This window comes from Streptomyces sp. HP-A2021, from assembly GCF_022807935.1.
Lineage (GTDB): Bacteria > Actinomycetota > Actinomycetes > Streptomycetales > Streptomycetaceae > Streptomyces > Streptomyces afghaniensis.
Genome location: NZ_CP094344.1, coordinates 2,919,768 through 2,939,113 on the forward strand (window position 1 = coordinate 2,919,768; position 19,346 = coordinate 2,939,113).

At 70.4% G+C, this 19,346-nt stretch carries 24 protein-coding genes; 1 reads left to right on the forward strand and 23 read right to left on the reverse strand.

Features of this window, described 5'->3' with window-relative positions:
• Positions 1-75 precede the first annotated feature (75 nt).
• The 6 genes from MQE23_RS13105 to rpsB all read right to left on the reverse strand — a co-directional run bounded on the left by MQE23_RS13105 (position 76) and on the right by rpsB (position 5,413).
• On the reverse strand, positions 76-525 hold the full coding sequence (locus MQE23_RS13105; protein ID WP_020272896.1) for an SRPBCC family protein: 450 nt from the start codon (positions 523-525) through the stop codon (positions 76-78).
• Positions 526-675: 150 nt separating this feature from the next.
• Positions 676-1,827, reverse strand: coding sequence for a phosphatidate cytidylyltransferase (locus MQE23_RS13110; RefSeq protein ID WP_243379238.1), 1,152 nt, complete (start codon positions 1,825-1,827; stop codon positions 676-678).
• Complete coding sequence (gene frr / locus MQE23_RS13115) at positions 1,827-2,384, reverse strand: ribosome recycling factor (RefSeq protein WP_037669428.1); 558 nt, start codon at positions 2,382-2,384, stop codon at positions 1,827-1,829. Before frr ends, MQE23_RS13110 begins: the two co-directional genes overlap by 1 nt.
• A 165-nt stretch (positions 2,385-2,549) precedes the next feature.
• A complete protein-coding gene (gene pyrH / locus MQE23_RS13120) occupies positions 2,550-3,308 on the reverse strand; it encodes a UMP kinase (protein ID WP_010044452.1) in 759 nt (252 codons plus the stop codon).
• Between the two features lie 184 nt (positions 3,309-3,492).
• A complete protein-coding gene (gene tsf / locus MQE23_RS13125; RefSeq protein ID WP_020272900.1) occupies positions 3,493-4,329 on the reverse strand; it encodes a translation elongation factor Ts in 837 nt (278 codons plus the stop codon).
• Between the two features lie 175 nt (positions 4,330-4,504).
• Positions 4,505-5,413 carry a 30S ribosomal protein S2 gene (gene rpsB, locus MQE23_RS13130; RefSeq protein WP_010044455.1) on the reverse strand — a complete coding sequence of 303 codons (909 nt, stop codon included), beginning with the start codon at positions 5,411-5,413 and terminating at the stop codon, positions 4,505-4,507.
• Positions 5,414-5,686: 273 nt separating this feature from the next.
• On the opposite strand from rpsB, the gene MQE23_RS13135 reads away from it, so the two are divergent.
• Positions 5,687-6,271 carry a M23 family metallopeptidase gene (locus MQE23_RS13135; protein ID WP_051185574.1) on the forward strand — a complete coding sequence of 195 codons (585 nt, stop codon included), beginning with the start codon at positions 5,687-5,689 and terminating at the stop codon, positions 6,269-6,271.
• 39 nt (positions 6,272-6,310) lie between these two features.
• Here MQE23_RS13135 and MQE23_RS13140 read toward each other — a convergent pair whose 3' ends face one another.
• The 17 genes from MQE23_RS13140 to MQE23_RS13220 all read right to left on the reverse strand — a co-directional run bounded on the left by MQE23_RS13140 (position 6,311) and on the right by MQE23_RS13220 (position 19,277).
• Positions 6,311-6,868 (reverse strand): TetR/AcrR family transcriptional regulator, encoded by a 558-nt coding sequence (locus MQE23_RS13140; RefSeq protein WP_243382616.1) that lies wholly within the window; start codon positions 6,866-6,868, stop codon positions 6,311-6,313.
• 94 nt (positions 6,869-6,962) lie between these two features.
• Positions 6,963-7,805, reverse strand: coding sequence for an RNA polymerase sigma factor WhiG (whiG, locus tag MQE23_RS13145; protein ID WP_020270719.1), 843 nt, complete (start codon positions 7,803-7,805; stop codon positions 6,963-6,965).
• A gap of 272 nt (positions 7,806-8,077) precedes the next feature.
• A complete protein-coding gene (gene dprA, locus MQE23_RS13150) occupies positions 8,078-9,238 on the reverse strand; it encodes a DNA-processing protein DprA (protein WP_243379239.1) in 1,161 nt (386 codons plus the stop codon).
• Entirely contained in the window at positions 9,235-10,860 is a 1,626-nt protein-coding gene (locus MQE23_RS13155) for a YifB family Mg chelatase-like AAA ATPase (protein WP_020270721.1), read from the reverse strand. Before MQE23_RS13155 ends, dprA begins: the two co-directional genes overlap by 4 nt.
• A complete protein-coding gene (locus MQE23_RS13160) occupies positions 10,860-11,252 on the reverse strand; it encodes a YraN family protein (RefSeq protein ID WP_063610741.1) in 393 nt (130 codons plus the stop codon). Before MQE23_RS13160 ends, MQE23_RS13155 begins: the two co-directional genes overlap by 1 nt.
• Positions 11,253-11,340: 88 nt before the next feature.
• Positions 11,341-11,649 (reverse strand): DUF2469 domain-containing protein, encoded by a 309-nt coding sequence (locus tag MQE23_RS13165; protein WP_003993268.1) that lies wholly within the window; start codon positions 11,647-11,649, stop codon positions 11,341-11,343.
• 56 nt (positions 11,650-11,705) lie between these two features.
• The gene (locus tag MQE23_RS13170; protein ID WP_037667652.1) at positions 11,706-12,230 is read right to left on the reverse strand and encodes an NUDIX hydrolase; all 525 of its coding nucleotides are present in this window, start codon (positions 12,228-12,230) and stop codon (positions 11,706-11,708) included.
• The gene (gene lepB, locus MQE23_RS13175) at positions 12,220-12,999 is read right to left on the reverse strand and encodes a signal peptidase I (RefSeq protein ID WP_020270724.1); all 780 of its coding nucleotides are present in this window, start codon (positions 12,997-12,999) and stop codon (positions 12,220-12,222) included. The genes MQE23_RS13170 and lepB (MQE23_RS13175) overlap by 11 nt, the downstream gene beginning before the upstream one ends.
• Positions 13,000-13,050: 51 nt before the next feature.
• Entirely contained in the window at positions 13,051-14,001 is a 951-nt protein-coding gene (gene lepB, locus MQE23_RS13180; protein ID WP_243379240.1) for a signal peptidase I, read from the reverse strand.
• A complete protein-coding gene (lepB, locus tag MQE23_RS13185; RefSeq protein WP_020270726.1) occupies positions 13,889-14,980 on the reverse strand; it encodes a signal peptidase I in 1,092 nt (363 codons plus the stop codon). The genes lepB (MQE23_RS13180) and lepB (MQE23_RS13185) overlap by 113 nt, the downstream gene beginning before the upstream one ends.
• Positions 14,973-15,698, reverse strand: a complete 726-nt coding sequence (gene lepB, locus MQE23_RS13190; protein WP_243379241.1) for a signal peptidase I — start codon at positions 15,696-15,698, stop codon at positions 14,973-14,975. Before lepB (MQE23_RS13190) ends, lepB (MQE23_RS13185) begins: the two co-directional genes overlap by 8 nt.
• A gap of 45 nt (positions 15,699-15,743) precedes the next feature.
• Positions 15,744-16,094 carry a 50S ribosomal protein L19 gene (rplS, locus tag MQE23_RS13195; protein ID WP_010044485.1) on the reverse strand — a complete coding sequence of 117 codons (351 nt, stop codon included), beginning with the start codon at positions 16,092-16,094 and terminating at the stop codon, positions 15,744-15,746.
• 135 nt (positions 16,095-16,229) lie between these two features.
• A complete protein-coding gene (gene trmD, locus MQE23_RS13200; protein WP_020270728.1) occupies positions 16,230-17,063 on the reverse strand; it encodes a tRNA (guanosine(37)-N1)-methyltransferase TrmD in 834 nt (277 codons plus the stop codon).
• Positions 17,063-17,638 carry a ribosome maturation factor RimM gene (gene rimM / locus MQE23_RS13205; protein WP_020270729.1) on the reverse strand — a complete coding sequence of 192 codons (576 nt, stop codon included), beginning with the start codon at positions 17,636-17,638 and terminating at the stop codon, positions 17,063-17,065. The genes trmD and rimM overlap by 1 nt, the downstream gene beginning before the upstream one ends.
• An 81-nt stretch (positions 17,639-17,719) precedes the next feature.
• Positions 17,720-17,959 (reverse strand): RNA-binding protein, encoded by a 240-nt coding sequence (locus tag MQE23_RS13210; RefSeq protein ID WP_003973401.1) that lies wholly within the window; start codon positions 17,957-17,959, stop codon positions 17,720-17,722.
• A 2-nt stretch (positions 17,960-17,961) separates the two neighbouring features.
• The gene (gene rpsP, locus MQE23_RS13215; protein WP_020270730.1) at positions 17,962-18,381 is read right to left on the reverse strand and encodes a 30S ribosomal protein S16; all 420 of its coding nucleotides are present in this window, start codon (positions 18,379-18,381) and stop codon (positions 17,962-17,964) included.
• A 293-nt stretch (positions 18,382-18,674) separates the two neighbouring features.
• The gene (locus tag MQE23_RS13220) at positions 18,675-19,277 is read right to left on the reverse strand and encodes a hypothetical protein (protein WP_020270731.1); all 603 of its coding nucleotides are present in this window, start codon (positions 19,275-19,277) and stop codon (positions 18,675-18,677) included.
• Positions 19,278-19,346 lie beyond the last annotated feature (69 nt).

Here is a 19,346-nt window from a genome sequence, read left to right on the forward strand (position 1 = left end):
TCGTCGGGCCACGGCGACGGGACCCTTTCCGGGCGCACGGCCCGTCACGCGTCGGCCGTAGCCCTTCGAAGGCCCCTACTCGCCCGTGTGCTCCAGCCGGTCCTTGAGGAGTTGCTCGTTGCGGGGCAGTTCCTTGCGGACCTGGGGGCGTACGACGAGCGGGACGAGGACCTTGCCGACGCCGTGGCCCTCGAAGTCGACCTCGATCGTCACGTGGGAGCGCTGCCCCTCGTCGAACGGCTCGACCTCGCCGTGCACCCGTGCCCGGACAGGACCGTCGACACCCCGCATGCCCCAGCTGTGCGGCGGGTCGTACTCCGTGACTTCCATGGTCATCGGCATGATCCGGCGGCCGACGTGCCGGGTGACCCGCATCCGGGAGCCGACGCCGACCGGCCCTTCGTCGAGTCGTTCCGCGGACACGGCGCTCAGCTGCCACTCCGGCAGCCGCGGGGTGTCCATGACGTAGTCGTAGACGTCCTCGGGACGCCGGTCGACATCGATGGTCTGTCGAATGCTGGACATGATGCCCCCTTTGCTACGTACACCTGAATCGTCCCACTTGGTGACGCTGCAGGCACCCCCGCGCAAACGCCAGTGAGCTCCCGCCGGTCATCGGACGGGAGCTCACCACAGAAGCCGCAAAGGCCGTAAGAATCACAAAGCCGTATCGCCTCAGCCGGACCCGACGAAGAGCACCAGCAGCAGCCACACCACCGGAGCCGTGGGCAGCAGCGAGTCCAGCCGGTCCATGATGCCGCCGTGCCCCGGCAGCAGCGTGCCCATGTCCTTGATGCCGAGGTCCCGCTTGATCATGGACTCGCCGAGGTCGCCCAGCGTGGCGCTGACCGCGACCGCGAGGCCGAGCACCAGGCCCTGCCACCAGGCACCGTCGTCGATGAGGAACTGCATGCACAGCGCGCCCACGACCATGGCGAAGGAGACCGCGCCGAGCAGGCCCTCGCGGGTCTTGCCGGGACTGATGCGCGGGGCCAGCTTGTGCCGGCCGAAGCGCCAGCCGACCGCGTAGGCACCGGTGTCGCTGACGACCGTGAGCAGCAGGAACATGAGCACCCGCTGCGCCCCGTCGTCCGCCGTCAGCATCATCGCGACGAACGTCGCCAGGAACGGCACGTAGAACGCCGCGAAGACGCCCGCCGTGACGTCCCTGAGGTAGTTCTCGGGCGGTTCCGTCATGCGCCACACCAGCACCGCCAGTGCCGTGAGCGCCATGGCGACCCAGGCGCCCTCGGCGCCCCGGACGTACCCGGCGACGACCATCGCGGCGCCGCCGAGCGCGAGCGGCACGAGGGGCGCCCGGATGCCCTTGCGCTCGTCCAGCCGCTTGGTCAGCTCCCACAGGCCCACCACGACGGCGACCGCGATCACGCCGACGAACACGGCCTTGACGACGAACAGCGACGCGACGATCACCGCGCCGAGCCCGACCCCGACCCCTATCGCGGCACTCAGGTCGCGACCCGCGCTCTTCTTCTGCGGCTTGGGTGCCGGCTCTGCGGCGTCGGGCATGGGCTCCGGCTTCGTCTCGTTTCGGACCGGGGAGCCGCTCAGCCGAGCAGCTCCCCGGTCGTCATCCTGGTTTCCGCCGTGATCGGCTACGTCGGGCACGATGGGCATGGGGCGAGTCTGAGGCGCTTCATGCGCATCGTATGCGGGACCCGCCGTAGCGGCTCCCTGGACGTGTCCATGGCCAGGGCCGTGGGCACGTCCATGGCCAGGGCTCTGGGCGTGCCCATGGCCATGCCCTTGGTCGGTGGGCCCCCAGTACCCGGCCTGCGGCGGCGCCCCCCAGGAAGAGTCGTTCATCAGACCTCGAGCAGCTCCGCTTCCTTGTGCTTCAGGAGCTCGTCCACCTGCGCCACGTACTTGTGGGTGGTGTCGTCGAGCTCCTTCTCCGCACGGCGGCCCTCGTCCTCGCCGATCTCGCCGTCCTTGATCAGCTTGTCGATGGCGTCCTTGGCCTTGCGGCGCACGGAGCGGATGGAGACCTTGGCGTCCTCACCCTTGCTCTTGGCGACCTTGATGTACTCGCGGCGGCGCTCCTCGGTCAGCTCGGGGAACACCACCCGGATGATGTTGCCGTCGTTGCTCGGGTTGACGCCGAGGTCCGAGTCGCGGATCGCTTGCTCGATATTGCGCAGCGCGCTCTTGTCGAACGGGGTCACCACGGCCATGCGCGGCTCGGGCACCGAGAACGAGGCCAGCTGGTTGATCGGGGTCGGCGCGCCGTAGTACTCGGCCACGATCTTGTTGAACATCGCCGGGTGCGCACGGCCGGTGCGGATCGCGGCGAAGTCCTCCTTGGCGACCACGACGGCCTTCTCCATCTTCTCCTCGGCCTCGAGGAGGGTCTCTTCGATCACCACTTGCTCCTGCGTGTCTTGAGTAGGCCCGGCTGCGGTTCCATGTGGGGCGGCGGCCGGCTGCGTCGCGTCTTCTTCCTGCACGGTTCCCGACCGGCGGGACATTGTCCATCCCCCGGCCCGGCTCCGTCCCGTCCGTCCCCCGGACGGGGTTGTTCTCGGGTCTCAGTCCCTGCTGCCGGGGTCCCCCACCAGCGTGCCGATCTTCTCACCCTTGACGGCGCGCCCGATGTTGCCCTCCGCCAGCAGCTCGAAGACCACGATCGGGAGCTTGTTGTCACGGCACAGCGTCACGGCCGTGGCGTCGGCGACCTTCAGATCACGCGTGATGACCTCGCCGTAGCCGAGGTGGTCGAACTTCACCGCGTCCGGGTTGGTCTTCGGGTCGGAGTCGTAGACCCCGTCCACGCCGTTCTTGCCCATCAGCAGCGCCTCCGCGTCGATCTCCAGGGCACGCTGGGCGGCGGTGGTGTCGGTGGAGAAGTACGGCATGCCCATACCGGCACCGAAGATGACCACGCGGCCCTTCTCCAGGTGCCGCACGGCGCGCAGCGGGATGTACGGCTCGGCGACCTGGCCCATGGTGATGGCGGTCTGCACCCGGCAGTCCACTCCCACCTTCTCCAGGAAGTCCTGGAGAGCCAGGCAGTTCATGACGGTGCCGAGCATGCCCATGTAGTCGGAGCGGGCCCGGTCCATGCCGCGCTGCTGGAGCTCGGCACCGCGGAAGAAGTTGCCGCCGCCGATGACGACCGCGATCTGCGCACCGTCGCGGACGACGGCCGCGATCTCGCGGGCGATCTTGTGCACCACGTCGGGGTCGACGCCCAGGCCCCCACCGCCGGAGAAGGCCTCTCCGGACAGCTTCAGCAGAAACCGGCCGCGCACTTTGCCGTCGTCGCTCTTCTGGGCCTTGGTGGTCATGGGGGATCCCGCCTCTTTCACGTGTTGCACATACGAAGAAGGCCATTGCCGGTGGGGCGTGGTTCGCATCCCATACGGCAATGGCCTCCTCGTCAGATCTGCTGTCGTCCGCCACCCCTGTGACGGCGTACCGGGACGACTGCTGCCGACCCTATCGGGGTCGGGCGTCGATCGCGGTACGGACTCAGATGCCGACCTTGATGCGCGAGAAGCGCTTCAGGGTGACACCGGCCTCGTCCAGGACCTTCTGGACGGACTTCTTGTTGTCGAGCGCGTAGGGCTGGCCGAGCAGCGTGGCGTCCTTGAAGAAGCCGTTGAGGCGACCCTCGACGATCTTCGGCAGGGCGGCCTCGGGCTTGCCCTCGGCGCGGGTGGTCTCCTCGGCGACGCGGCGCTCGGACTCGACGACCTCGGCCGGCACGTCCTCCTTGGAGAGGTACTTCGGCGCGAAGGCGGCGATGTGCTGGGCGACGCCCTTGGCGATCTCCGCGTTCGGCTTGTCCAGCTCGACGAGGACACCGATCTGCGGGGGCAGGTCGGGCATCGTGCGGTGCATGTACGCCGTCACGTAGCCGTCGGCGAACTGGGCGAAGCGGTCCAGGACGATCTTCTCGCCCAGGTTGGCGTTGGCCTCGTCCACGAACGCCTGGACGGTCTTGCCGGCCTCGATCTCGGAGGCGAGCAGGGCCTCGAGGTCGGCCGGGGAGGTCTTGGCGACGTGCTCGGCGATGGCCGTGGCCACGGCCTGGAACTTCTCGCCCTTGGCGACGAAGTCCGTCTCGCACTTCAGCTCGACGATGACGCCGGAGGAGTTGTCGTCGGCGATGATCGACACGACGGCACCGTTCTCGGCGGAACGGCCCTCGCGCTTGGCGACGCCCTTCTGGCCCTTGATACGGAGCGCCTCGACGGCCTTCTCGACGTTGCCCTCGGCCTCGTCCAGCGCCTTCTTGCAGTCCATCATGCCGGCGCCCGTGAGCTCACGGAGCTTCTTGACGTCGGCGGCGGTGTAGTTCGCCATGAGTCTGTGAATCTCTCTCGAAGTCTGGAAGATCGAAGATCTGCGGATGCGCTCCATGGAGCCGGAGCGCACTGTCCTGCCGCTGACCTACGGGTGAACGGCGGGAGCGGACTTCACACCGCGCCGAGGCGCTGGTGATGCAGTACCGCTCCCGCCGTCACCTCGGACTGACGGGTCAGGCCTGCTCGGCCTCGGCGGCCTTCTCGCCCTCGGCCGGCTTCTCGGCCTCGGCGGCGGGGGCGGCCTCGGCGGCCGGAGCAGCCTCAGCGGCCGGAGCGGCCTCAGCGGCGGGGGCAGCCTCGTCGGCCTTCTTCTCGCCCTCGAGCAGGTCGCGCTCCCACTCGGCCAGCGGCTCGCCCGCGGCCTTCTCGCCCTTGCCCTCGGTGGCGACACCGCTGCGGGCGATGAGGCCCTCGGCGACGGCGTCGGCGATGACGCGGGTGAGCAGGGTGACGGAGCGGATCGCGTCGTCGTTGCCCGGGATCTTGTAGTCGACCTCGTCGGGGTCGCAGTTGGTGTCGAGGATCGCGACGACCGGGATGTTCAGCTTCCGGGCCTCACCAACGGCGATGTGCTCCTTCTTGGTGTCCACGATCCAGACGGCGCTGGGCACCTTCTGCATCTCGCGGATACCACCGAGGGTCTTCTCCAGCTTGGCCTTCTCGCGCGAGAGCACGAGAAGCTCCTTCTTGGTCAGACCGGACGCGGCGACGTCCTCGAAGTCGATCTGCTCGAGCTCCTTGAGGCGCTGCAGACGCTTGTAGACGGTCGAGAAGTTGGTGAGCATGCCGCCCAGCCAGCGCTGGTTGACGTAGGGCATGCCGACGCGGGTGGCCTGCTCGGCGATGGCCTCCTGCGCCTGCTTCTTCGTGCCGACGAACATGACCGTGCCGCCGTGGGCGACGGTCTCCTTGACGAACTCGTAGGCGCGGTCGATGTACGACAGCGACTGGAGCAGGTCGATGATGTAGATGCCGTTGCGCTCCGTGAAGATGAAGCGCTTCATCTTCGGGTTCCAACGACGGGTCTGGTGACCGAAGTGGACGCCGCTCTCCAGCAGCTCCCGCATCGTGACGACGGCCATGGCCGTATCTCCTTGTGCTTCTCGGTTGTGCCGCGGATGCCGGATGGCTTCCGCGCCTGACGCCCACTGCGCGCCGTGCCACGAGGGACCGAGGGGCGCTGATACGGCCCGTTGCCGGGGTGCGTATCGGGGCGTGCGAAGTCGACCCGGTGACCCGGATCGCCACCAGAAGTGTACGGGACCCGCGGGGCACCGGGTGACGCCGTTGTCCACAACCGGACGGCGGTCCACAGCCACGGCCGGTGACGGGCGGCGGTCCGGGACGCTTTCCGCATGCGAGCGAAGCGATGTGTGCGTGTGTGTGCGCGGCTGATCCTGCTGCTGGTCGTGACGGTGACGGCCCTGCTGGCCCCACCGCCGCCCCTGTTCGCGGCCGGTGCCGCCGCACCCGTCCCGGACGCCACCGTCCCGACGGTGGGACGTGCGTGGCCGGTGGGGTTACGCCCCCGGGTCCTGCGCGGCTGGGAGCCCCCGGCGTCGGTCTACGGCCCCGGCCATCGAGGCGTGGACCTGGCGGCAGCCCCCGGCACGCCGGTACGGGCGGTGGCGGCGGGCCGGGTGGCGTTCGCGGGCAGGGTGGCCGGCAAGGGAGTCGTCTCGGTGGATCTCACGGGGACGGGCGATCCACTCTTGCGGACGACATACGAACCGGTGACGGCGTCCGTGGAGGAGGGCCAGGAGGTCGAACCGGGCGAGGTGATCGGGACAGTCGACACGGCGGGCTCACACTGCACGGCGACATGCGTGCACTGGGGCCTGCGGCGGGACGAGACGTACCTGAACCCGCTGTCGCTCCTACCGCCCTGGCTCCTGCACAGGGGCCCGTCGAGGCTCCTGCCGGTCTACGGGACTGCTTAGCGGCGGGCGGTCGTGCCGCTGGGGCGGCACCAACGGCGCTCAGCCCCGCACACCCCGCAGAGCCATACTCACCGCAGCATCCGCGATAGCGCCCGGCTCCTCCGCGGCTCCCAGCTCGATCCGCCGCACCGCCGCGTCCACGATCCCCTGCACCAACATCGCCGCCAGCCGGGGCTGCTCATGCCCCATCTCGTCCAGCGCCTCGACGATCATCGCGACCAGACCGCCGTGCGCCGCCCGGATCTTCTCCCGGGCCCCGGCGTCCAGCTCACTCGCCGAGATCGCCACCACGGCCCGGTGCCGCCGGTCCCCCACCAGCTCCAGCTGCTGCCGCACGTACGCCTCGACCTTGGCCTCGGCCGTTCCCGCCCGCTCCATCGCCGCCGACACGTCCGCCGCCCAGACGGGAAAGTCGACCTCGCACAGCTCCTCGACCACGGCCGCCCGTGACCGGAAGTACTCGTAGACGGACGACCGCGCGAGCCCCGTCCGCTCGGCGAGGGCCGGGAAGGTCAGCGCCTCCGTACCGCCCTCGGACAACAAGGAACGAGCCGCGTCCAGCAGGGCGGCTCGCTGCATCGACCGGTGCTCGGCCACGGAGGCCGCTCGAATCCTTGGCACGTCAACCACTCTACGGACGCGCCAGGCCCGGCGGGAGTGCCTTCCGCCCACCCGCCCCCATCCGGCCAGGTCAGCGGCCGAAGCTCGCCAGTTTCGCCCTCAGCTGGAGCACCGACTTGGTGTGGATCTGGCTGACCCGGCTCTCGGTCACGCCCAGCACGTTCCCGATCTCGGCAAGGGTGAGCCCCTCGTAGTAGTACAGCGTGACCACGGTCTTCTCGCGCTCGGGCAGCGTGTTGATCGCCCGCGCGAGGAACCGGCGGAGCTCCCGGTCCTCGGCGACCTCCACGGGGTTGTCGGCGGCGGTGTCCTCCAGCGTGTCCATGACGCTCAGGCCGTCGCCGCCCTCGCCCCCGCCGTGCAGCAGCTCCTCCAGAGCCACCACGTTGGCCAGCGACAACTGGCTGAACACCGCGTGGAGTTCCTCCACCGCGATGCCCATCTCGGAGGCCACCTCGCCCTCGGTCGGCGTCCGCCGCAGCCGGGCCTCCAGCGTGGCGTACGCGCGCTCCACGTTGCGCGCCTTCTGCCGCACGGACCGGGGGATCCAGTCCAGGGCCCGCAGCTCGTCGATCATCGCGCCCCGGATCCGGGTGATCGCGTACGTCTCGAACTTGATCTCGCGGTCGATGTCGAACTTCTCGATCGCGTCGATCAGTCCGAACACCCCGGAGGAGACGAAGTCCGCCTGCTCGACGTTGGACGGCAGGCCCACGCTGACCCGGCCGGCGACGTACTTCACGAGCGGCGAGTAGTGCAGGATCAGCTGCTCCCGCAGCCGCTCGTCCCCCGTCGCCTTGTACGACCGCCACAGCTCGTCGAGCGTCGAGGGAGCGGGCGGCCGCACGCTGCCACCGTCACGGGCGGCTGGGGGGATCGCCGCCCGGTCGGACCCGGAGGTGTGCTGGGGCATTCGTCGCCTTGTGCCGTTCTGCTGCGGAGTGGTGCTGCTGGGGTGGGCTGTCTGTCTGATGTCGAGTTGCCTGTCCGTGTCGGGATCCTCGTGAGCGTAGCGTGACTGGGGTGTCGCGGTGCGCGAAGGACGGAGGCCAGGACGGACGCAGATACGTTCCGGAGGGCGTCCCACCGGGTCGGCGAGCGGGCTCGGTGTGATCACCGGAGAACCCCAACTGGGGGAATTTCCAAGGCGTGTCGGGGTTCCCCCGGACGGCCGAACCGGCGCGGTCAGCATGGCTCCGGACCGCCGCGGACCGACACCATCGCCTGGCGTGTCAACTTCCAGCCGTCGCCGTGTCGTTCGACGTAACCGAGTGCCCGGAGTTCGTACAGTCTCGCGATCGCGTCGTCCTGTGCGGTCTGCGCGCGGCGCGCGATCTCGTCCGGCCGGGCCGCCCGGCCGCCCGGCAGGGCGGCGAGCACCTGCCGGGCGGCCGGTGCCAGCAGGTCCCGGGGCAGGACGGGGCCGCGCCGGTCGGGGGCCAGCTGTCCGATGTCGCCGACCAGCTCGACGACGTCCGCGGCGTCGGTGACCAGGGCGGCCTCGCCGCGCAGCAGCTCGTGCACCCCGGCGGACAGCCCGCTGGTGGCCGGGCCCGGTACGCCCATGGTGTACCGGCCGAGGCGCTGTGCCGCCCGTGCCGTGACCAGGGAGCCGCTGCGGTGGGCGGCCTCGACGACCACGGTGCCGCGGGTGAGTGCCGCGATCACCCGGTTGCGCAGGATGAACCGGCTGGGTGTCGGGTGATCGCCGGGCGGCAACTCGCCGATGACCAGTCCCTGGTCGGCGATTCTGCCGATCAGCTGGGTGTGTCCGCGCGGGTAGGGGCGGTCGACGCCACAGGCGAGGACGGCGACGGTGGCGCCGCCCGCGCCGAGGACACCGCGGTGGGCGGCGCCGTCGACTCCGTAGGCGCCGCCGGACACCACGACCCAGCCCTGCTCGGCGAGGCCGGCGGCGAGGGTGGCCGCCATGTGCGCCCCGTACTCGGTGCAGGCGCGGGCGCCGACGACGGCCACCGACCTCAGCGCCCACATCCGCAGACTGGCCCGCCCCCGCACCCACAGCCCCAGCGGCCGGGCATCCCCGAGATCATCGAGCTGCCCCGGCCACTCCGCGTCCCCGGGGCGGACGAACCGCACCCCGGCCTCCCGGGCGACGGCGAGGTCCGCACGCGGCCGGGCCACCTCGGCTCTGGCCAGCAGGCCCTTCCACCGCTTCCCGCTCACCCCGGCCAGGGGCCGTCCACCCTCCGCCAGCCGCCGGGCCACCTCCCGCACCCCGTACTCCCGCACCCACCGCCCACCGATCTCGTCACCGGGCTCGATGACACGGGTGAGGAAGACCCGGGCGAACAGCTCCTCGTCCGGTTCGTCGGCGGCGCTCATGTCAGCGCTCCGATGGCCATGGGGACGCCCCTCGGGACACCGGTGCGCAGCTGGAGCGCGAGGGCGATGTCGGTCGCGTCGGGCCGGTCGTGGCCGACGAGATCGGCGATGGTCCAGGCCACGCGCAGGACGCGGTCGAGGCCGCGGGCGGTCAGGACGCCCCGCTCCAGGTTCCGCTCGGCCTCGTCCATCGCCCCGGACGCGGCGTACCAGCGGCTGCGCAGCTCGCGGCCGGGTACCTCGCTGTTCGTGCGCCACGGAGTGCCGGCGAGGCGCTCCGTGGCCCGCTCCCGGGCCGCCCGTACCCGGTCGGCGACCGTCGCGGTGGACTCGCCCCGCGCGCCGGAGGAGGTCAGCTCGGTGCGGGTGACGCGGTCGACCTCCACGCGCAGGTCGACCCGGTCGAGCAGCGGGCCGGAGAGCCTGGCCTGGTAGCGGCGGACCGCCGAGGGCGGGCACTCGCACAGGTCGTCCCGCTGCGAGAACCGGCCGCAGGGGCAGGGGTTGGCCGCGAGCACCATCAGGAACTTCGCCGGAAAGCGCACCACTCCCGCACTGCGCGCGATGACGACATGCCCCGCCTCCAGCGGCTGGCGCAGGGCGTCCAGGGCCTGGCTGTTGAACTCGGGGGTCTCGTCCAGGAAGAGGACTCCCCGGTGGGACAGCGACACCGCGCCGGGCCGCGCGATGCCCGGGCCGCCGCCGACGAGGGCCTGCATGGTGGCCGAGTGGTGCGGGGCGCAGTACGGGGCGACGTCGATCAGGGGCTTGCCCGGGGGCAGCAGGCCCGCCACCGAGTGGACAGCGGTGACCTCCAGTGACTCCTGCCGGCCGAGCCGGGGCAGGATGGCGGGCAGCCGCTCCGCGAGCATCGTCTTGCCTGCGCCGGGAGGCCCTTCCAGGAACAGGTGGTGTCCGCCCGCAGCGGCCACCTCCACCGCTGTGCGGGCGGAGATCTGCCCGACGACGTCCGCCAGGTCGTGGCCGGGCTCGTGCTGGGCCGCGCCGACGCTGTGCATGCCCGTGGCGGCGCCCGTGCCCGGCATGCGCAGGCCGGCCAGGAGCGGATCCGGGCGGCCCTGCTCGTCCGGATCCTCGTCGGGCACGGGTTCGTCGGCCAGGATGGCGATCAGCTGGCGCAGGCTCCGGACGCCCAGGACGGACACCCCGGGCACGAGGGACGCTTCGGCGGCGGCACACTCCGGCACCACCACCTGCTCGTATCCCGCATCCGCCGCCGCCAGCACCGCGGGCAACACCCCCCGCACCGGCCGTACCCGCCCGTCCAGCCCCAGTTCGCCGATCATCACGATGTCGGCGAGGACACGGGGGTCGATGCGCTCCGCCGCGCCGAGAACCGCTGCCGCGACGGCCAGGTCGAAGCCGCTGCCGGACTTGGGGACGGAGGCCGGGCTCAGGCCGACCGTGAGTTTCTTCTGGGGCCAGGCCGCGCCCGAGTTGACGACCGCGGCACGCACCCGGTCCCGGCTCTCCGTCAGGCTCTTGTCGGGCAGTCCCACCAGCGTGAACGCCGCGACGCCCGGTTCCAGGTCGGCCTGGACCTCGACGACCACGCCCTCGACGCCCACCAGCGCCACCGAACACGTACGGGCGAATCCCATCAGGCCACCCCCCGCACGTGCTCGACCACGGCCGCGCCGCGGGCCGGCAGCAGCACCCCGACCACGTCGATGCGGACCCCGCCGGGCGGTGCGCCCCCGTGTGTCTGGATCCACCGCTCGGCGAGGTCCCGCAGCCGCTCCGCCTTCTGTGGGGTCACGGCGGCCATCGGATGCTCGAAGGGGCCCTCCCTGCGGGTCTTCACCTCGCAGACGACCAGGACGTCCCCGTCCCTGGCCACGATGTCGATCTCACCGGCCCGGCCCGAGCGCCAGTTGCGCTCCAGGACCGTCAGTCCGGTCTCCGCCAGCCGCCGGGCCGCCAGAGTCTCTCCGTACCTGCCCATCGCACTGCGTGCGTTCATGTCGGCACCACCTCCGGCGCCAACGATCACGCAGCCGTCCCCCACGAAGTGGATCTTGGTGGACAGCTCAGCGGCTGTGGAAAACTCCGTCGCCCTTCCAGGTGCAGGTCACCCAACATCACCCGCTCGGCAGTTCGAGATCGCTCTTGTTCAGCTCCTCGATGTTCACGTCCTTGAACGTGAGGACCCGGACCTGCTTCACGAACCGCGCCGGCCGGTACATGTCCCACACCCAGGCGTCCGCCATGGACACCTCGAAGAACACCTCACCCTGGACCGAGTGCACCTGCATCTCGTAGTCGTTGGTCAGGTAGAAGCGCCGCTCGGTCTCGATCACGTATTTGAACAGACCGACGACATCGCGGTACTCCCGGTAGAGCTTCAGCTCCATCTCGGTCTCGTACTTCTCGAGGTCCTCGGCGCTCATGGCATGTTCCCCTTCAGCCGTGCGATCCCACCATTGTGCGCCAGTCCCGTGCGCCCCTAGACGATTTCCGGGTCAAGGATCACGGGCCTGGCCGGGGGACCTTCGTCGAGCAGCGTGCGCAGCAGCCCGGCGAGTCTGGTCGGATACACCGTCTCATGTGCCCGGCAAAGTTCCGGACACGTCCACCAGCGCGCTCCGGCGACACTGCGCCTCTCCAGCTCGGTCAGCCCCGCGGCCTCGACCGCCGTTCGGTCCGTCCGAGCCAGGTAGTACCACTCGTCCTGGTCCCAGCGGCGGCCCGCGAACGGGAACGAGCACATCCGCCGCCACAGCACCGGGCCCAGCTCGACCTCGGTGATGCCCGTCTCCTCGGCGAGTTCCCGCAGGGCGGCCTCTTCACGGGTCTCCTCGCCCTCCACACCGCCGCCGGGCGTGAACCACCAGTCGTCGGCCGGATCGTCCGGCTCGTGCCCGTGCAGCAGCAGGATGCGGTCCTGCGGGTCGAGCAGCACGACCCGGGCGACCTTGCGCAGCCCGCCCTCGTAGCTGTCCTGGCCCGCCCCCACGGCCTCAGCGGACATCTGCGGGCTCCGCACTCGCCTGCCGGGCCCGGGACGCGCCCGTGCGCTTGGCGACGGGACCGTAGGCACCCCCGCCCAGGACGAGCACGGCACCGGCGATCACCAGGGCGGTGATCGTCCGCAGCGGACCCGGCGAGGACAGGGTGCCGAGCGCCTCGAAGCCGGTGGGCCGCTCCAGCATGCCCTTCATGGGCCAGACGACCGAGTCGACGCGGGCGTCCACGGCGGAGCGTGCCACCGTGCCGCTGGCGGCGTCGGTCAGGTGGGCGGTGGAGTCCACGGAGTTGCCACGCTCGTCACCGAGCAGGAAGAGACGGCCCTTGGGGACGGTCACGGTCGGGAAGTTGCTCATCTCCGCCGGTGTGCCCTTGGGCAGGTACGTCTCGTCGATCTCCTTGCCGTTGACCTTCAGCTTGCCGTCCTGGCAGCAGGAGACCGTGTCGCCGCCGACGGCGACCACGCGCTTGACCATCGGGGCGTTGGCCCAGGTGGCGTCCTTGAAGACGACGACGTCACCGCGGCGCACCTCGCCACCGTCGACGCGCTGCGCCAGGATCCGGTCGCCCGCGTCGATCGTCGGGGTCATCGAGCTGGTGGGCACCGTGTACGGCCGGTAGACCACCGCTCCCCAGGCGAAACCCCCGAGGAACAGCACAAGGCCCAGTGCGACGGCCAGCCCGGACAACCGCTGTCCGGTCCGGCTGCCCACCGGGCCCGAGCCTGTGCCACCGCTGCGCGGGGCCGTGTGCGTCATGCTCTCGCCACCCATGGGTCCGCACCCTACCCGGGGGTACCGACCGGGGTCAGCCCACCGTCGGGATCACTGCTTCCTGCGGCGCCACAGCACCACCGGCACCACACCCAGCAGCGCCAGCCCCTGCGGCGCCACCGCCGGGCCGACCGCGCCCAGACCGGACTGGTCGAAGGTGTCCGGCACCGGCAGGTCGTCCCAGCGGTTGATCGGCCAGGCGATGACGATGGCCCGGCCGACGACGTCCTTCACCGGGACCATGCCGTGGTGCTCGTCGGACTGGTTGTAGCGGGAGTCCCGGGAGTTCTGCCGGTGGTCGCCCATGACCCAGATGTAGCCCTTGGGAACCTTTACCTTGAATTGACCGCCCTGGTCGTCGACGCTGCACGGCGTGTTGCCCGCGTAGACGTACGACCGCTCGTCCAGCGCCTTGCCGTTGACCGTCAGCGGGCCCGTGCCCTTGCACTCGACCGTGTCGCCGCCGACACCGACGACCCGCTTGATGAGGTCCTTCTCCTCCGCGGACGGCATGAGGCCGATCCAGCTGAGGAACGTCTGCAGGGCGTTCGGGTCCGCCGTCGGCTCGCCCGCCAGCCAGTTGTCCGGGTCGTGGAAGACGACGACCTCGCCGCGCTCGGGCTCGGAGCCGAACCAGGGGGTCAGCTTGTCGACCAGGACACGGTCGCCCTGCTGGAGGGTGTTCTGCATCGAGTCGGAGGGGATGGAGAACGCCTGCACCAGGAAGGTCTTGATCAGCAACGCGAGCACCAGCGCGATGCCGATCAGGATGGGCAGCTCCTTCCAGAAGGAGCGTTGCTTCTTCGGCGTCCTGGCCGTGCCTCCCGGCCCCTCGCCCTCGGCTGTGCTGTGCTCGCCTGTCACCCTGTCGTCCTCGGCTGCCCCGGAGTCATTCCCGGAGGTCACGGCGCTGTCCGCGGCCGGGACGGCGGATTGCGCGGGGCGTCCGCGGTGCTCCTCGCCGTCGTGTCCGGACCGTGCGCCAACCGCCACATCCCCCACGCCAACTCCTCACTCTGTGCCGCCGCCTGCCCCACACACGACGCAGGCCCACCACTCCCATAACGAGCGGGAGTTCCGCAGGGGTCGGGAGCTGGATCGTTCCGTTCGAATCGTCGGAAGCAACCCTATGCGACAGTTCGGCAGCGGCGGTCGACCCGGGGGCCGAGTCGGACACGGAGGCGTAGGTGTTCGGTTCCTCCAGGGTGCTCCAGTGCCCGAAGGGCCAGGCGATGACCATGGCGCGGCCGACGACCTCCTCCTCGGAGACCGTGCCGCCGTAGTCGGTGTCCTGGTGGGCGCGGGAGTCCGCGGAGTTGTTCCGGTGGTCGCCCATCACCCACAGCCGGCCCGGGGGGACGGTGATGTCGAACGGCGTGTCGGACGGGGCGTTGCCGGGGTAGAGGTAGTCCTCGTTCAGCGGGATGCCGTTGACGGTCACGCGCCCTTGGGTGTCGCAGCACTTGACGCGGTCTCCGCCGACGCCGACGACCCGCTTGATGAGGTCCTTCTCGTTGTCGGACGGCAGCAGGCCGATGAAGGTGAGCCCTTCTTTGACCTGCTTGATGACGATGGGGTCGTCCTTCGGAAGGCTGGTCTGCTCGTCCTGGAGCCAGCCGCCGGGGTCCTTGAAGACGACGACGTCCCCGCGCTGCGGCTTGGAGCCGAACCACGGGGTGAGCTTGTCGACCAGGACGCGGTCGCCGATCTGGATCGTCTGCTCCATGGAGCCGGACGGGATGACGAAGGCCTGGACGAGGAACGTCTTCAGTACGAGCGCTATCAGGACGGCGACGCCGACGAGGAGCGGTATCTCCTTGACGGCACCGCGCCTGCGGCGCCGCTTGACCTTCTTCTGGAGCTTGCGCCGCTCGGCGCGCGTACGGCCGCCGGACGGGCCGGCGGCGCGCCGGGCGCCGGTGGGCAGCAGGTTTTCGGCGGGGCCGGCGGGGACGCCGCGCGGTTTTCCGCGGTTACCCATGGGCGCCCGCCCTTCCGGCGGCGGCAGCGGGCACGCGCGCGTAGGCGTCGGGGCGGTGCAGACGGGTGGCGTGACCGAAGGGCCAGACGATCCAGTCGGCGCGGCCGATCACCTCGTCGACCGGGATCATGCCGCCGCCGGGCGAGCCGAGGTGGTCGCGGGAGTCGCTGGAGTCGCCGCGGTGGTCGCCGAGGAGGAACAGGGCGCCGGCGGGCACGACGACGTCGAAGGGCACGGTGGAGGGGCTGTCGCCGGGGTAGAGGAAGCCCGACTCGTCGACCGGCCGGCCGTTCACCTGGATCCTCCCCTCCTCGTCGCAGCAGACCACGTGGTCTCCCCCCACGCCGACAACGCGTTTGATGTAGTCCGCGTGCCCGAAGTACCCGGTCCCGTCGAACACGACGATGTCTCCCCGCTGCGGCTCGGCTCCGAAACGGTACGCCAACTTATTTACGAGAACCCGGTCCCCGATCCTCAATCCCTGTTCCATGGATCCGCTGGGGATCTGGAACGGCCGCAGCACGAACGTGCTGAGCAGCAGCAGGAAGAGCAGGCAGGCCAGCAGCGTCAGAGTGATCCGGCCGCCCGGGACCCACTCGGTGACACGCGACAACGCGAAACGCGACCGTTCCTCCGGCCGTCCGGGCTCCGAGGCGTCCTCGGAGTCGGTAGGGCGGGAGGAGCGGTCGCGCTCCGTCGGCTGAGCTTCGGTGTCCATCGGAGCCAGATGCTATCCGGCCCCGATGTGAACTCCTCAGAGCGCTCAGTTCTCGCGCTTCTCCTTGATCTTCGCGGCCTTGCCGCGCAGCTCGCGCAGGTAGTACAGCTTGGCGCGGCGGACGTCACCCTTGGTGACGAGCTCGATCTTCTCCACGATCGGGGTGTGCACCGGGAAGGTGCGCTCGACGCCGACGGAGAAGGAGACCTTGCGGACCGTGAAGGTCTCGCGGACGCCGGCACCCTGGCGGCGGATCACCACACCCTTGAACTGCTGCACACGGGAGCGGTTGCCCTCGATGACGCGGACGTGCACGTTGACCGTGTCGCCCGGGCGGAAGGCGGGGACGTCGCTGCGCAGCGACGCGGAGTCGACGGTGTCGAGCAGGTGAGACATTTCGTCTGCTTTCCTCGCTGATGCCACAGGTCATCAACGGAAACTAGGTGTTCTGGATCAGGGCTGTGCGGGTCGGAGCGGGCGTCGTCTCCCCCTGTGGCAGGGGCGCGCGCCGGACGGACGCACAACAGCTGGCTATTCTTCCACGCCGTCGGTCCTGCGCCAAAATCGGCCGTACGGCTCCCCCTCGGGGTCCGGTTCCCAGCCCAGGATGGACAGCATCTCGCGGTCCTTCTTGTCGAAGGCCTTGGGGTCGCACCGCTCGATGAGGTCGGGCCGGTGGGCCGTCGTGCGCTTCAGGGCCTCGTCGCGCCGCCAGCGGGCGATCTTCCCGTGGTGGCCGCTGAGGAGCACGTCGGGGATGTCCCGGCCGCGCCACTCGGGTGGCTTGGTGTAGACGGGGCCTTCCAGCAGGCTCGCCATGGCGCCGGGCGCGAAGGAGTCGTCCCGGTGGGACTCGGCGTTGCCCAGGACGCCGGGCAGCAGCCGCGCCACGGCCTCCGTGACGACGAGGACGGCCGCCTCGCCGCCGGCCAGGACATAGTCGCCGATGGACACCTCGTACACCGGCATCCGCGTCGCGTACTCGTCGACGACGCGCCGGTCGATGCCCTCGTAGCGGGCCGGCGTGAAGATCAGCCAGGGCCGCTCGGAGAGGTGGACGGCGAGTTCCTGGGTGAAGGGGCGGCCGCTGGGCGTGGGCACGATGAGGGCGGGCGCGTGGGAGCCGGTCTCGTAGCCGTCGGCCAGGACGGAGTCCAGCGCCTCTCCCCAGGGCTCGGTCTTCATGACCATGCCGGGGCCGCCGCCGTAGGGCGTGTCGTCGACGGTGTTGTGGCGGTCGTAGGTCCAGGAACGCAGGTCGTGGACGTGCACGTTCAGCTGTCCACGCGCGCGTGCCTTGCCGACGAGGGAGACGTTCAGCGGTTCCAGGTATTCGGGGAAGATCGTGACGACGTCGAGGCGCATTACGACTCGGCCCCGCCGGTCTCTTCCGCGCCCGCGGTCTCTTCCCGGCTGGACGCGATCTCCGCGCGGTCGTCGATCAGGCCCGGCGGCGGGGTGATGACGGCCTTCTGCTCCTCCAGGTCGATCTCGGTGACGATCTCCTCGACGAAGGGGATCATCACCTCGCTGCCGTCGGGGCGCTCCACGATGAACAGGTCCTGGGTGGGCAGGTGCGAAATCTCCGTGATCCGGCCGACCTCCGTGCCGTCCGCGGTGACCACGTCGAGGTCGATGAGCTGGTGGTCGTAGTACTCGTCCTCGCCCTCGGGCAGTTCCTCCGGGTCGATCTCGGCGATCAGGAGGGTGTTGCGCAGGGCTTCGGCGCCGGTGCGGTCGCTGACGCCCTCGAAGCGCAGCAGGAGACGGCCGCTGTGGACGCGGCCCGTCTCGATGGTGAGGGGTCCCGCGGCGGCGGGATCGGTGGCGAGTACGGCGCCGGGGGCGAGCCTCAGCTCAGGCTCGTCGGTCCGTACCTCGACGGTGACCTCGCCCTTGATGCCATGGGCGCGGCCGATCCGTGCGACTACCAACTGCACGTGTCCAGTCTCCTGTCATACGACTGCGGGCCGGGGACGGCCCTCAGGCCATCCCCGGCCCGAGCCGGTTGCATTGAAGCGTCAGCGGACGTGGTCCACGTCGACGAGGTCGACGCGGACACCGCGACCGCCGATGGCGCCCACGACGGTACGCAGGGCGCGTGCGGTGCGGCCGTTGCGGCCGATCACCTTGCCGAGGTCGTCCGGGTGGACCCGGACCTCGAGCACTCGCCCGCGGCGCAGGTTGCGCGAGGCGACCTGCACATCGTCAGGGTTGTCGACGATGCCCTTCACGAGGTGCTCGAGAGCCTCCTCGAGCATGCTCAGGCCTCGGTCGAAGCGGACTCGGCGGCGGCCTCGTCCTTCTTCTCAGCCTTCTTCTTCTGGGTGATCGCCTCACCCTTGCCCTCGTCGTCACCGCCGAGAGCCTCGAACGACGGGCGCGCGGCCTTCTCGGGCTGCGTCAGCAGCGGAGCCGGGGCGGGCTCGCCCTTGAACTTCTGCCAGTCGCCGGTCTTCTTGAGGATGGCCATCACGGGCTCGGTCGGCTGGGCGCCGACACCGAGCCAGTACGCCACACGCTCGGCGTCGACCTCGATCACCGACGGGTTGTACGTCGGGTGGTACTTGCCGATCTCCTCGATCGCACGACCGTCACGACGGGTACGGGAGTCGGCGACGACGATGCGGTAGTGAGGCGAACGGATCTTGCCCAGACGCTTCAGCTTGATCTTGACTGCCACGGGAGTGGGTTCTCCTGGTTTTGACGTGGTTGGGCACGGCGAGGAAAGCCGCGTGGGGTTGCGGTACCCGAGTGCCCGATGGACGCGTCAGCCGGAGGCGAGAGGGTTCCTGTGCGGCTGTCGAGTACAGCTAGCCATTGTGCCACACCCCGCCGGGCGGCTTTGACCGCGGGGTTCGCCACGGCGCGGGCAGGCTGAGGGGGCACCCGGCGTGGAGGTGAAGTACGTCGGGTGCCCTGCCCGGCAGTGGCGGGTGCTGTCCCGACCGGCAGCCACGAGATGCCGGTGGGACGTCAGCCGGCCACCGCTCCCACCACGTCCGGGATCCGGAACGGCTTGCCGCAGCCGCCGCAGACGATCGGCGCCTGGGCGAGGACCGACGGCACGACGCGTACGTTGCGGCCGCAGTCGCAGACCGCCTTGACGCGGACGCCGCCGCCGGAGGAGCCGTGCCGGGCGGCCGGGCCCCGGAAGGTGCGGGAGGTGTCGGAGGAGGTCGCGGCCGTGTGGGCCTTCAGGGCGCGCTGGAGGCGCTCCATCGTCGGGCGGTAGCGGCGCTTCGCCTCGGGGGTGAGCGTGACCAGGGAGAAACCGCTGCTGGGGTGCGGTTCCTCGGGGTGGTCCAGGCCCAGCTCCTCGGCGATCGCGAGGAATCTGCGGTTGTGGTAGCGGCCGGCACGGGAGGTGTCGCGGACGCCGCGGGCGGCGGCGATGCCATGGACTGCCTCATGGAGCAGTCGCTCGAAGGAGAGCTCGTGACCGCACGCGGACGACGACTCCCCGATCAGGGACTCTGGCGCGGCAAGGTCGGGCAACTCGGGGTGGTACCGCTGAATGTCGGCCCACGCCTGTGCCAGCTCTGCGGCGAGAACAGGTGGTGTCTGTGTCGTGCTCACGTAATGACAACGAGCCGGGGTGCCCCAGTGTTCCGATTCCGGGGCATCCCAAATAATTTGCACGTACCC